12 protein-coding genes are annotated in these 12,835 nt (G+C 69.1%); 8 read left to right on the top strand and 4 right to left on the bottom strand.

Annotation, left to right across the window (positions count from 1 at the left end):
• Positions 1 to 17 precede the first annotated feature (17 nt).
• Positions 18 to 2,675, top strand: a complete 2,658-nt coding sequence (gene hrpB / locus QFZ69_RS10415; protein WP_306917903.1) for an ATP-dependent helicase HrpB — start codon at positions 18 to 20, stop codon at positions 2,673 to 2,675.
• A 150-nt stretch (positions 2,676 to 2,825) separates the two neighbouring features.
• Here the strand turns inward: hrpB and QFZ69_RS10410 are convergent, their stop codons facing one another.
• The gene (locus tag QFZ69_RS10410; protein ID WP_307000093.1) at positions 2,826 to 4,448 is read right to left on the bottom strand and encodes an MDR family MFS transporter; all 1,623 of its coding nucleotides are present in this window, start codon (positions 4,446 to 4,448) and stop codon (positions 2,826 to 2,828) included.
• On the bottom strand, positions 4,445 to 5,074 hold the full coding sequence (locus tag QFZ69_RS10405; RefSeq protein WP_306917899.1) for a TetR/AcrR family transcriptional regulator: 630 nt from the start codon (positions 5,072 to 5,074) through the stop codon (positions 4,445 to 4,447). The genes QFZ69_RS10410 and QFZ69_RS10405 overlap by 4 nt, the downstream gene beginning before the upstream one ends.
• A gap of 235 nt (positions 5,075 to 5,309) precedes the next feature.
• Between QFZ69_RS10405 and QFZ69_RS10400 the strand changes: the two genes are divergently transcribed.
• Positions 5,310 to 6,701, top strand: coding sequence for an FAD-binding oxidoreductase (locus QFZ69_RS10400; RefSeq protein WP_307000091.1), 1,392 nt, complete (start codon positions 5,310 to 5,312; stop codon positions 6,699 to 6,701).
• A complete protein-coding gene (locus QFZ69_RS10395; RefSeq protein WP_307000089.1) occupies positions 6,619 to 6,807 on the top strand; it encodes a Rieske 2Fe-2S domain-containing protein in 189 nt (62 codons plus the stop codon). The genes QFZ69_RS10400 and QFZ69_RS10395 overlap by 83 nt, the downstream gene beginning before the upstream one ends.
• A gap of 29 nt (positions 6,808 to 6,836) precedes the next feature.
• On the opposite strand, the gene QFZ69_RS10390 is transcribed toward QFZ69_RS10395, so the two are convergent.
• Entirely contained in the window at positions 6,837 to 7,115 is a 279-nt protein-coding gene (locus tag QFZ69_RS10390) for a hypothetical protein (RefSeq protein WP_306917894.1), read from the bottom strand.
• 239 nt (positions 7,116 to 7,354) lie between these two features.
• Positions 7,355 to 7,702 carry a LuxR family transcriptional regulator gene (locus tag QFZ69_RS10385; protein ID WP_306917892.1) on the bottom strand — a complete coding sequence of 116 codons (348 nt, stop codon included), beginning with the start codon at positions 7,700 to 7,702 and terminating at the stop codon, positions 7,355 to 7,357.
• 271 nt (positions 7,703 to 7,973) lie between these two features.
• Here QFZ69_RS10385 and QFZ69_RS10380 point away from each other — a divergent pair, with 271 nt between their 5' ends.
• The 5 genes from QFZ69_RS10380 to QFZ69_RS10360 all read left to right on the top strand — a co-directional run bounded on the left by QFZ69_RS10380 (position 7,974) and on the right by QFZ69_RS10360 (position 12,801).
• The gene (locus QFZ69_RS10380; RefSeq protein WP_373461881.1) at positions 7,974 to 8,804 is read left to right on the top strand and encodes a sigma-70 family RNA polymerase sigma factor; all 831 of its coding nucleotides are present in this window, start codon (positions 7,974 to 7,976) and stop codon (positions 8,802 to 8,804) included.
• 106 nt (positions 8,805 to 8,910) lie between these two features.
• Complete coding sequence (locus QFZ69_RS10375) at positions 8,911 to 9,462, top strand: HAD-IIIA family hydrolase (protein ID WP_306917890.1); 552 nt, start codon at positions 8,911 to 8,913, stop codon at positions 9,460 to 9,462.
• The gene (locus QFZ69_RS10370; RefSeq protein ID WP_306917888.1) at positions 9,459 to 10,535 is read left to right on the top strand and encodes a glycosyltransferase family 9 protein; all 1,077 of its coding nucleotides are present in this window, start codon (positions 9,459 to 9,461) and stop codon (positions 10,533 to 10,535) included. Before QFZ69_RS10375 ends, QFZ69_RS10370 begins: the two co-directional genes overlap by 4 nt.
• Positions 10,532 to 11,548 (top strand): glycosyltransferase, encoded by a 1,017-nt coding sequence (locus QFZ69_RS10365; protein ID WP_306917886.1) that lies wholly within the window; start codon positions 10,532 to 10,534, stop codon positions 11,546 to 11,548. Before QFZ69_RS10370 ends, QFZ69_RS10365 begins: the two co-directional genes overlap by 4 nt.
• On the top strand, positions 11,545 to 12,801 hold the full coding sequence (locus tag QFZ69_RS10360; RefSeq protein ID WP_306917884.1) for a glycosyltransferase: 1,257 nt from the start codon (positions 11,545 to 11,547) through the stop codon (positions 12,799 to 12,801). Before QFZ69_RS10365 ends, QFZ69_RS10360 begins: the two co-directional genes overlap by 4 nt.
• Positions 12,802 to 12,835 lie beyond the last annotated feature (34 nt).

The following is a 12,835-nucleotide window of genomic DNA, read 5'->3' as shown; positions in this document are numbered from 1 at the left end:
ATGGGCACAATGGAGTCGTGACTCCCGCTCCCGTCCCCGTGGACCCTCTCGTTGCCAGCGGGCCTTTCGATCTGCGTGTCATCGGAACCGGTCTGACTTTTGCTGCCTCGCTGGGCGAGCTTGCTGCCGCGTTGCGTTTGGCAGGTCCGGCCGGTGCGGCGGTGGTGCAGGCCCCTCCGGGTACGGGTAAGACAACGCTGGTCCCGCCGCTGCTGGCCAATATTGCCGCCGCCGCGCCGGGGACGCTGCCACCGGACGATGGTCCTGCGCCGCGTGTGGTGGTCACGCAGCCGCGCCGCGTCGCGGTCCGCTCGGCCGCCCGACGCCTGGCCGCCCTTGACGGCAGCCGGCTTGGAGACCGCGTCGGCTACACGGTCCGGGGCGAACGCCAGACGGGCCCGGGGACCCTGATCGAGTTCGTCACCCCGGGGATCCTGCTGAACAGGCTGCTCACGGATCCGGGACTCGAGTCCACCGGCGTTATCATCCTTGACGAAGTCCACGAGCGCGGGCTGGAGACGGACCTGCTTGTCGGCATGCTCGGCGAAGTCCGGCAGCTGCGCGGCGACCTCACCCTTATCGCCATGTCCGCCACCCTGGACGCCGCGCGCTTCGCCCGCCTCATCGGAGAGCACGACGGCGGCCCGGCACCGGTCGTTGACTGTCCGTCCGCCCTCCACCCGCTGGAGGTCGAATGGGCTCCCGGGGCCGCAGCCAGGCTGGACGAACGCGGCGTGACGCGGGCCTTCCTCGACCATGTGGCGGACACGGCTGCGGCCGCGCACGCCGATGCCCGGGCAGCCGGACACGACATCGACGCGCTGGTCTTCGTCCCGGGGGCCCGGGAGGTTTCCTACGTGGCCGCACGCCTCCGCACGCGCGGGGGCCCGGAGGTCCTGGAGCTGCACGGCCAGTCCGGACCGGCGGAGCAGGACCGCGCCGTTTCCGGGCGCGAGCCCGGTGCTCCCGCGCGCATCATCGTCTCCACGGGCCTCGCCGAATCCTCCATCACGGTGCCCGGAGTCCGGCTGGTCATCGACGCCGGGCTGTCCCGGGAGCCTCGCCGCGACGCCAGCCGCGGCATGTCCGGACTGGTGACCGTGTCCTGCTCCCGGGCCTCCGCGGAACAGCGCGCCGGACGCGCTGCCCGCCAGGGGCCCGGCAAAGTCGTGCGCTGCTACGACCAGAGGACGTTTGGCGCCGCGCCCGCGCATCAGACCCCGGAGATCGCCGTGGCGGACCTGACGGCCGCCGCGCTGACGCTGGCCTGCTGGGGATCGCCGGGCGGGCGGGGACTGGCACTTCCGGACGCACCGCCACCGGCGGCGATGGCGGACGCCGTGGAGGTGCTGCGGGAACTCGGCGCCGTGGAACAGGACGGCTTCGCCACGGATCTGGGCCGCACCCTGGCCCGGATCCCGGCGGACCCGCGCCTGGCCCGGGCCCTGCTGGACGGCGCCGCCGCCGTCGGCACACGCACCGCGGCCGAGGCGGTCGCCCTCGTGGCCGGAGACCAGCGTGCGCCCGCCGCCGATTTAACGCGGCTGATGAGCGCGCTGCGGACCGGGAGGGAACCGTCATCCCGGCGCTGGGCGGAGGACGTCCGTCGGATGGAGGCGATCGCCGGCCAGGAGAAATCCGGCGTCGTTCCCTCAGTGCTGCCCCCCGGTTTGGCGGCGGCAGAGGCAGTTGGTTTCGTTGTTGCCCTCGCGTTCCCGGACCGCGTGGCGCGCCGTGTGCCCGGCGACGGGCCGGAGCGTTACCTCCTCTCGTCCGGTACCCGGGCAGGGCTGCCGGCCGGCAGTTCCCTCTCCGGGCATGAGTGGCTCGCGGTGGCCGAAGTGTCCCGCGCGCAGGGGTGGGATGCCGCCGGGACCGGCGCCGTGATCCGTTCCGCCGCGCCGCTTACGGCCGACACCGCAGAGGCCGCCGCCGGGCAGCTGCTTACTGACGCCGTGGCGGCCCGGTTCAGCCAGGGCAAGGTGACGGCCCGGAGGGAACGCCGGCTCGGCGCCATCGTTTTGTCCTCCACGCCGGTCCGGCCGTCCGCCGAAGAAGGACGTCCGGCGGTAGCCGCCGCGCTGGAGCGGGACGGGCTGGGGGCGATCGGATGGTCGACGGCGGCGGACGCCTTGCGCCGGCGTCTGTCCTTGCTGCACCGGGAACTGGGGGATCCATGGCCGGATGTCTCCGAGCCGGCGTTGCTGGCCAGGCTGCAGGAGTGGCTGGCCCCCGAGCTCGAGGCCCTGGCCGGTGGCGCCGCCACCGCCGGAATTGACCTGGCCGAGCCGCTACGGAGGTTGCTGCCGTGGCCCGCGGCGTCGCGGCTGGACGAGCTGGCGCCGGAGCGGCTTGAAGTGCCCAGCGGTTCCCGGATCAGGATCGACTACCCGGACGTGGGGGACGCGGGTGGCAGGCCCGTTGTGGCGGTCAAACTGCAGGAGTGCTTCGGCTGGGACCGGACGCCGCGGCTGGTGGGCGGGGCAGTGCCGGTGCTGTTCCACCTGCTCTCACCGGCCCGGCGGCCGCTGGCCGTGACCGACGATCTGGCGTCCTTCTGGTCGGGGACCTATGCGCAGGTCCGTGCGGAAATGCGCGGCCGCTACCCCCGGCATCCCTGGCCGGAAGACCCGTGGACGGCCCCGGCAACGGCCAGGACCAAGAGCCGCATGTGATGCACTCGTGGTGTCCGGCGCGACGCCGGCGGCGGTGCCAGCGAAGCGGGCCGTCAGCCCATCGCCCTATCGGCACGAAAGAAACACCGCGTGCAGCTGCGCCGGGAGGGCGCGCTGCACGCGGTGTGTGCTCGATAAGAGTCCTCGGTATTAGCTCCGGGGACCGCCGGCCCGAACCGTGGCCTCGGCGGCGGCGTCGTCGGCGGTCACCAGGATGTTGCCTTCCGAGATCGATTCGGACAGCACATCGTGCTCAATGGCGGTGGCAAGCGGCCGCTCCTTGATGAAGCACATCAGCACCGCGGCGATCAGCGCCAGCGGGACCATCCAGATGAAGATCGGGGTCAGGGCGTCGTTGTAGGAGGAAATGACGGCCTCCTTGATCGGGGCGGGCAGCGTGCTTACGACGGCTGGTGTCAGCGAGTTCGATCCGCCGGGCGCGCCGCCGCCCGTTGCCGCGGCAGGAGGCAGCCGCTCGACAAGCAAATCCGCCAGCCTGCCGGCGAAAAGGCTGCCCACGACGGCCGAGCCCAGCGTGGCGCCGATCTGCCGGAAGAAGTTGTTCGACGCCGTTGCGGTGCCGACCTCGCGCAGCGGGAAGGAGTTCTGGACGATCAGCACCATGATCTGCATGCTCAGCCCGAGGCCCAGGCCCATGACTGCCAGGTATGCGCAGATTTCCCAAAGCGGCGCGCCGGGTTTGAGGGTTGAGAGCAGGACAAGGGCGGCTGCGACCAACACGCCGCCGGCAATCGGCATCCATTTGTAGCGGCCGGTCCGGCTGACCAGCTGGCCGGAGACGACCGAGGCGACCAGGAGTGCGCCCATCATCGGGATCATGAGCAGCCCGGAATCGGTGGCGTTGACGCTGAAGGCCATCTGGAGATAGGTCGGGAGGTAGCCGATCGCGCCGAACATGGCCACGCCGATCAGCAGGCCGGCGATGGTGGAGAGGTTGAAATTCAGGTCCTTGAAAAGGTGCAGCGGAATGATCGGCTCGGGGGTGCGGTGCTCCACGAGGACGAAGGCGGCAGCGCTGAGGACCGTTCCGGCGATCAGGCCCAGAATGATCGGATCGTTCCATTCGTACTTGCTGCCGCCCCATGTGGCGAACAGGACGAGGCAGGTCGTTGCGATCGCCAGAAGCACCATGCCGCCGAGGTCCAGGCGCGGTTTTCCGCTGTGCTTGGGTAGCTTCAGGAAGAACGCGGCGCCGGCCAGTGCCAGCAGGCCGAGGGGGATGTTGATCCAGAAGACCCAGCGCCAGCCGGGTCCTTCGGTAAACCAGCCGCCGAGCAGCGGTCCGGCGACGGAGGCGATCGCGAAGACGCCACCCATCATGCCCATATACTTTCCACGCTCCCGCGGGGGGATGACGTCAGCGATAACCGCCTGCGAGAGGATCATCAGGCCGCCGCCGCCCAGACCCTGAATGACTCGGGCGGTGATAAGAACGCCCATGTCGTTAGCCAGGCCGCCGATGACGGAGCCTGCCATGAACAGCAGAATGGCGGCGATCAGCAGGGCCTTGCGTCCCATCAGGTCGCCGAGCTTGCCGTAGATGGGCATGGTGACGGTGGAGGCGAGGATGAAGGCCGTGATGACCCACAACATGTCGTTGACACCGTGGAGTTCGCCAACGATCGTCGGCAGGGCGGTGCTGAGCACCGTCTGGTTCAGGGCCGCGAGGAGCATCGAGAGCATCAAGCCCACGAACAGCAGCACGATGTGCTGCTTTCCCTCGGCTGGTCCCGAGTTAGGGGCAGTGGTCAAGAGAGTTTCCTTTGCAAGTGGTGGAGGAGAGCGAGGGAGGGCCCGAGGTCCTCGGGCTGCACACCTCTGGCCGGGTCGAAGCCGGCTGACGTGAGGGTGAAGCGGAGCGGGACGCCGGCGATCATCACCAGCATGCGGGCCGTGTCGTCCGGGCCGAAGCCTGCGGCCGGGGACGACCACGTGGGGTCGGCGGCCAGCAGGCCCGCCACCGCGTCACAGACCAGTGCCTCCGCCTTGACCATCTGCTCCATCTTGTGACGGCCCAGGTTCGGATAGCGGACCAGCAGTTGGCGGCGCCGGGCCGGATCCGTGCCGCCGAACGCGGACCGGACAACCGTCACGAGCAGCCGGGACACCTGGTCCAGAAGATCGTCGGCGGCCGGGGAGATCCGGGACAGCTCGTCAGGATCCACGTGCGGCTCGTGAAGGCCCAAAATCGCGTCCTCCTTGGCACGGAAGTAATTGAAAAACGTGCGAGGGGAAACCCCGGCGCTCTCCGCGATGGCTTCCACGGTGGTCTGTTCGATGCCGTGCTGCACGGCAAGTGACGCGGCCGCCTCGTGAAGGGCCGTCCATGTCTCGGCCTTCCTGCGCTCACGCAAAGGGCTGGAAATCGTCGCTCTCATAGAGATATCCTTGCACGAGTGCAAGTAGTTCACAAGTGCATGTTTGCAGCAGTGCATCAGCTCCGCGGGAAAGTGGAGTGCTGACAGCCGATACGTGCATGGGGACTATCGGGACGGACAAACGCGGTGCCGGGAAGCGGACTTTCGTGCCGCCTCTTGACGGGTAGCCCCGGCCGGGCTCCAGAATGAACTGGCACATGTCCCTCGGAAGAGAAGACAAGGAAGGGGACCGACCATGACTTCACTCTGGCTCGACACTGCGGGGCTCTTCATAACGGACCCGTTGATTCCGGAGTCCCGCTACGACGCGGTGGTGGTGGGGGCCGGGATCACCGGGCTGTCCAGCGCCCTGCTGCTCGCACGTTCGGGCATGAAAGTGGCGGTCCTGGAGGCAAGGACCGTGGGTGCCGGAACCACCGGCCACACCACGGCCAAGCTCAGCCTGCTGCAAGGCACGGTGCTGTCCGCGCTGCGCCGCCAGTACCCGCAAAAGGTCGTCACCGCCTACGTGGAGGCCAACCGCGAAGGCCAGGCCTGGTTGCTCCGGTTCCTGGCGGAAAGGGGAGTCCCCTTCCAACAACGGGACGCGTACACCTATTCGGTGACGGACGGCGGCTCCGAACGGGTGGCAGCCGAGTTGACCGTGGCCAAGGCGGCGGGCCTTGACGTCGAGGAAGGCGTGGACACCGAATTGCCATTCGCCACACGCCGGACGATCGCCCTCCGGGGACAAGCTCAGTTCAATCCGATGGACGTGCTGGGGGCCCTCGCCGGCGACTTCCGGGACCACGGCGGTGTGCTGGTCCAGGGAGCCCGGGTCCGGAACGTGAAGACCGGCGCGGGTGCCGCCGTCGAAACGGACGCCGGCACCATCCACGCGGACCTCGTGGTGCTGGCCACCGGCGTTCCGATTCTGGATCGGGGCCTGTATTTTGCAAAACTCAAGGCCTCGCAGTCCTACGCCGCAGCCCTCCGGCTGCCGGCCTCGGCCCCCATTCCTTCGGGCATGTACCTCTCGGCCGAGACACCCGGCCGGTCGCTGCGAAGCTACCCGGCGGCCGCCGGGGAACTGTTGGTGGTGGGCGGCAACGGACACCAGGTCGGGCGGGAGCCGTCGCCACGGCGCCGCCTGGATGAATTGCTGGACTGGGCACGCTTTCATTTCCCCGGAGCGGAGGTCACGCACTCCTTGGTCCGGCGAGGACTACCGGGCCACCAACCTGATGCCCTTCATCGGCAAACTCCCGCGCGGCGGCGGAAAGATCTTCTTCGCGACCGGCTACAACAAGTGGGGGATGAGCAACAGCATTGCCGCCGCCCTGGACCTCAGCGCCCAGATCCTGGGCGGAAATCTGCACTGGGCGCGCACCATCCGCCGGCGCGTCACCTCGCCGGCCGGAGCCGCGGCGGCGATCACGCTGAACGCGGATGTGGCCAAGACCCTGGTGGTGAGCTGGGCGAAAGCCGAACTGGCCGCCCCCGAAAGTGCCCGCACCGTCCCGGCGGAAGGCGAGGGAACGGTAGTCAGGAAGGACCGCAGACCGGTGGCGGTGTCCACTGTCGAGGGCGCCACGTGCAGGCTGTCCGCTGTCTGCACCCATCTCGGCGGGCTCGTGAGCTGGAATGACGCGGAGCAGAGCTGGGACTGCCCGCTGCACGGCTCGCGCTTCTCCGCCAGCGGGGAGGTCCTGCAAGGCCCCGCCACCAAAAATCTCCCGGCCGCGGAAAACTAGCGGCACCTGCAGCTAAGCCGGACCTGCGGCTACAGAAGATCCGGCTGGCTGCTCAGGATGTAGTCGACCGCCGCCGGACCCGTCATGTGCAGATGCGGGCAGATAAATCTGGAGTCGACGAAGTGCCGCCGTATCCCGAGTTCCCGCATGGCGTTCCAGAACTCCTCGGCCGGCGCCGGATCGGAGCCATGCAGGACGCACCAGCTGGTGTAGATGCCATACAGCTCGTCCTCCGTCAGGCCCACGTCGGCGTCACTGCGGGTGCAGGTGCAGGCTTCCAGGAAACGGCTAAAAAGCAAAGATTCCATGCTGGACCCTCAAGGTTCGATGACCGGTACCGCCGCCAGCATTCAGCGGCAATGAAGCCTTGGTCCCGCAGAACGGAACGGGTTTCTGATGCGAACTTAGGCCCTTTGCGGGTGGTTGTCCAGAGGTGTGTTCCCGGCACCGAAACCACGATCTGAGGATCATCAATCAGGAGATTTTGAGGTCGAAATTGTCCCGTTGGCTGTCCCGGCTGCGTCTGTTCCCAGCCCCGGCGCTCCACTTAGCTGTCCGCCCGGCGGGGTCCCTTCGACGAAGGTCCGGCACCTCCGGTGCGCCGCCACACGAGCACGGCGGCGAGGATAACCACAACGACGACGGCCCCGATCACGTACGGCGCATAGTCGACCCGGGTCGCCTGCGCCTCGCCGCTTTCACCGGTCCCGGGATTCACCGGCCCGGGTGAGGCGGAGTCGGTGGGCGTAGCGCTGCCTGGGGTAGCGGTGGATTGGCTGTGGAAGCTCAGTGCCTGGCTGCTCTCCGGCGGCGCGGCACTGGCGACGCCGGCGGTCAGCAGGGCGCCGGCGCATAACGCTATTGCAGCCAGGGCAATGGTCAAGATCCGGTGCATCTGTCGCTCCTCGGCGGTGGCTGGAGTTATAAGGGTGGTCAACGCGCCTCAGGATGCACCGCGAGCCTGTTCCGGCCTGCAGAATCGTCCCGTCTGGGCGGCTGGTCCTTTCTTGAAACACTAAGCCTGCTGACTACCCCTGTCCAGAGAGTGGGCAGGAGTTTGCCCTCAGGGTGCAGGGCCATTGTGCAGCAGGCACGCCCTGTGGTTCTCTTCTCCTAAGTCTTGCCACAAGCTTTTGAATGCTCCAGGTTCAAAGGAATGACCAATCATGGCAGAACTCCAGAAGTCGCCATCCGTGAATCCGTGTAGTCTGTCTGCCGCCCGCACGGGCAGGCTTCCAACGGTGCAGGCTCCAGCAGGCCAGATCCGGCAAACATTTGAGAACCGGCTGGTTCTGGACCATTTGGATCTGGCGGAGGCGCTGGCGGCGCGTTTCGCGGGCCGCGGCCGGGAACGCGAGGACCTTAACCAGGTCGCCTATTTGGGGCTGATCAAAGCCGCCCGGGGGTTTGATGACAACCGCGGGGTCAGTTTCACAGCCTACGCCGCCCCCACGATCACCGGCGAACTCAAGCGCTACTTGCGGGACCGCTGCTGGGTGGTGAGACCGCCCCGTCGGATTCAGGATCTACGAACCGAGATCCTGCGCTCGGAGCCGGAACTGACCCAGCTGCTGGGGCGCCGGCCGACCGCCGGCGAACTGGCGCGGCAACTGGGCGTGCCTGAAACAGTTGTTCGCGAAGCGGCGGCAGCCGGTTCCAGTCTCCGCCCTGATTCGCTCGACGCCGTCGGGATCAACGGTGACGGCCGCCCGGTCCTCGCGGAGGCGCTGGCCTCGCAGGACCTCCCGCTCGAGCGGCTGGAGGAACTCATGTGCCTCGACCAGGCAATCCGGGAACTCTCGGAAGACGACCGGGAACTGCTCTACCGGCGCTATTTCTGCGAAGAAAGCCAGGCGGAGTCGGGCAGGAGGTTCGGCGTGTCGCAGATGCAGGTCTCTCGGCGGCTTTCGAAAGTGCTGGTGCGGCTTCAACAACTGTTGTCGGCGGCTGATGCCCAGGGCGATCCGGGCGAGCGGACGGCTTCCGTAACCTCCTGAGCCATGAGGGCCGTCCCCGCATTCAGCAGTCCGGGGCGGAGTGCGGTTCGTCAGATCAGCGGCTACCGGGCGTTTAGGCCGGACCCGAACGGGGAACAAGGAGGGTATGGGAAGTTCCGGTTTTCCGTCCTTGCGTGCTGTCCTGTTTGACCGGGACGGCACGTTGGTCCATGACGTTCCGTACAACGGGGATCCCGCACGGGTGCGGATCATGCCGTTCGCCCGCGAATCCCTGCAGCTATTGAGGGCACGGGGCATTGCCACCGGCGTGCTGAGCAATCAGTCCGGCATCGCCCGCGGGATCCTCACGGTCGACGAGGTGTTAGCCGTCAACCGCCGTGTCGAGGAACTGCTCGGGCCCTTCGACGTCTGGGACTTCTGCCCGCATCTTCCGGAGGATCTCTGCAGCTGCCGGAAGCCGTCGCCGGGCATGATCATCAATGCTTGCCGCCTGTTGGGCATCGCCGCCGCGGACGCCGCGTACATCGGGGACATCGGCAGCGACCTGGCGGCAGCGGAGGCGGCGGGAGCACGGGGCGTGCTGGTGCCGACGCCGGTGACCCGGCCAGCGGAAGTGGATGCTGCGCCCGAGGTTGCCACGGACCTTGCCGCCGCAGTGGAGCTGCTCCTCGATCCGTCCGCCGGGCCCGTCTCATGACGGCCGTCCTGGTAGCCCGGCTCGACAGCGTCGGCGATGTTCTGCTGGCAGGTCCCGCCGTCCGGGCAGTCGCCCACGGCCGGCGGCGCGACGGCGGCGAGCCGAACGACGTCGTCCTGCTGTGCGGGCCCGAAGGGGAACCGGCGGCGTCACTTCTTCCCGGTGTCACCGAGGTGTACAGCTGGAGGTGCCCGTGGATCGTGAAGCCGGCACCTGCGGTGGCACGAGAGCAGCTGGACGCGCTGCAGGGTTTTATCACGGATTCGCGGATCGCTGAGGCGGTCATCCTGACCTCCTTCCACCAGTCGCCGCTGCCCTTGGCCCTGCTGTTGCGGCTGGCCGGCGTCGGCCGGATCACCGGGGTGTCCACCGACTATGCCGGCAGCCTGCTGGACGTCCGCCTCCGGCCCGGCGAGGACCTCGCCGAAGACCAGCCTGAGGCGGAACGTGCCCTCGGCATTGCCTCCGCCGCCGGCTTCACGCTGCCGCCCGGCGACGACGGCCGGCTCCGGATCAGCGGCTACCCGGATGTACGCGAACTGGTGGGCGAGGAACCGTACATTGTGGTCCACCCCGGCGCCTCCGCCCCCGCCCGGGCCTGGCCGGCCCTGCACCATGCCGCCGCGGTGGAGCTCCTCGTGGGCAGCGGGCACCGGGTGGTCGTTACCGGGGGTCCCGGGGAAACCAAGCTCACGGCAACGGTCGCCGGGCCCTCTGCGGTGGACCTGGGCGGACGCACGGACCTGAAGACCCTGGCCGGTGTCCTTGCCCGCGCCGAGGTGCTGGTCACCGGCAACACCGGCCCGGCGCATCTTGCCGCCGCGGTGGGGACCCCGGTGGCCTGCCTCTTTTCACCGGTGGTGCCGGCAATCCGCTGGGCACCCTACGGAGTGCCGCTGGAACTTCTGGGGGATCAGGCTGCCCCCTGCAGGCTGACCCGCGCCACCGTATGCCCTGTGCCAGGACACCCGTGCCTGGCGTCCGTTGCCCCGGAGCAGCTGGTGGAGGCCGTGGAACGGCTGATCAGCGGGGTCTCCTCGCTGTCCACCCGCCGGAAAGTGCGGCACCCATGAGAATCCTGCTGTGGCATGTGCACGGGGGCTGGACGGACTCCTTTATCCGGGGGCCGCACGAATACCTGCTCCCGGCGCTTCCTGACGGCGGTCCCTGGGGGATGGGCCGCGCCGGCCGGAACTGGCCGGATTCGGTCCGGGACGTGAGCCTGGACACGGTCGAACCGGACAGCGTGGACGCCGTCGTGCTGCAGCGGCCGGAGGAACTTGCGGAGGTCGCCCGGGCCTTGGGCCGCCGGCCCGGCAAGGACCTGCCGGCCGTGTACCTGGAACACAACACGCCCAAGGCCGGCGTTCCGAACTCTGTGCATCCGCTCGCGGACCAGAAGGCCATACCGATTGTCCATGTCACCCACTTCAACGAGCTGTTCTGGGACAACGGTGCGGCACCGACGGTCGTCATCGAGCACGGTGTCCCCGATCCCGGGCATCTGTACACCGGTGAGGTCCCGGAACTGGCGGCGGTGGTCAACGAACCCGTGCGGCGCGGCCGGGTCACCGGCACCGACCTGCTGGGCCGCTTCGCGGCGGCGGCGCCGCTGCAGATGTTCGGCATGGGCGGCGCGGGCCTGCGGGAGGCGACGGGGCTGCCGGCCGCGCGGCTGACAATCCGCGGGGATCTGCCCACGGCTCAGCTGCACCGCGAACTGGCCCGCTGCCGGGTGTACGTCCATCCGCTGCGCTGGACGTCCCTGGGGCTGGCCCTGCTGGAAGCGATGCAGCTCGGGATGCCCGTCGTCGTACTGGGTACCACCGAAGCGGCCCGCGCCGTGCCGCCGGAGGCCGGCGCGATTTCCACCAGCGTCGATGAACTCGTGCGCAGCGCCGCGATGCTCGTCCACGACCCGCAGGAAGCCCGCCGCCGGGGAGACGTCGCCCGCCGGGTTGCCCTGGAACGCTACGGCCTCGAGGCCTTCCTGCAGGCATGGGATGCGCTGCTGGACGAGCTGGCCGCCCCGCGTTTCCGGACCGGGCGGATTCTGATTCCATCGCAGAAAGGGAAGAACCAGTGAGAATAGCCATGGTTTCGGAGCACGCCAGTCCGCTGGCGGCGCTGGGTGGAGTGGACGCCGGCGGTCAGAATGTCCACGTGGCGGCGCTTTCGACCGCACTGGCCCGGCGCGGGCACCACGTCACCGTCTACACCCGCCGGGACTCAGCCGGGCTGCCGCGGCGGGTGCGGATCCTGCCGCGGCTGGAGGTCGTCCACCTCGATGCCGGTCCGGCACGCCACGTGCCCAAGGACGAACTCCTCCCGTACATGGGCGAACTGGCCGACGGCATCTCCCGGGACTGGCAGCGCCGCCCGCCCGACGTGATCCACGGACATTTCTGGATGTCGGGCGTGGCCGCCCTCGACGCGGCCCGCCGGGGACCCGCCGGCGCCCACGTCCCGGTGGTGCAGACGTTCCACGCACTGGGAACGGTCAAGCGCCGCCATCAGGGCGCCGAGGACACCAGCCCGCTGGAGCGGCAATGGCTGGAGCCGTCCGTGGGCAGGTCGGTGGACCGGATTATCGCCACGTGTTCCGACGAGGTATTTGAACTCAAGGCCATGGGGATCCATACGGCCCGGATCGCCGTCGCCCCCTGCGGCGTGGATCTGGAACTGTTTTCCGGCACCGGCCCGGCGGAGCCGCGCAACCGCCCCCACCGCATCCTTTCGGTCGGGCGCCTGGTTCCGCGGAAGGGCGTCGATCTGGTGATTGAGGCGCTGCCAGCCCTCCGGGACGCGGGTTTCGACGTCGAACTCCTGATCGTCGGCGGCGGCGGGAACGCTGCGGCGCTGGCGGACGACGCCGAAGCTCGCCGGCTGCTTGATGTCGCCACCGCGTTGGGGGTGCAGGACCGGGTCGCCTTCCGGGGCCCGGTGCCCCGCGCCGACATGCCGGCCATCTTCCGCAGCGCCGACGCGGTGGTGTGCGCGCCGTGGTACGAGCCGTTCGGCATCGTGCCGCTGGAGGCCATGGCCTGCGGCGTGCCGGTGGTGGCCGCGGCCGTGGGCGGGTTGCGCGACACCGTGGTGGACCAGCGGACCGGCCTGCACGTGCCCCCGAAGGATCCGGCGGCCATCACGGCCGCCCTCGCCGCCCTGCTGGCCGATCCAGGCCTGCGCCGGTCACTGGGCGCCGGTGGCGAGGCACGCGCCCGGGCCCGTTATTCCTGGGCTCGCGTGGCCGCCGAAACCGAGAGGGCGTATCTGCAGACGGTTGCTGCGAGCGCTGATGCCCGGCGGCTCGATGCAGTGGAAGGGGCCGTGCTGTGACTCCGGACTCGCCCCTGAAGGACGCCGCAGCCCA

The sequence above is a fragment of the Arthrobacter sp. V1I7 genome, assembly GCF_030817015.1.
GTDB lineage: Bacteria > Actinomycetota > Actinomycetes > Actinomycetales > Micrococcaceae > Arthrobacter.
This window is presented reverse-complemented; position numbering and strand designations above follow the sequence as displayed.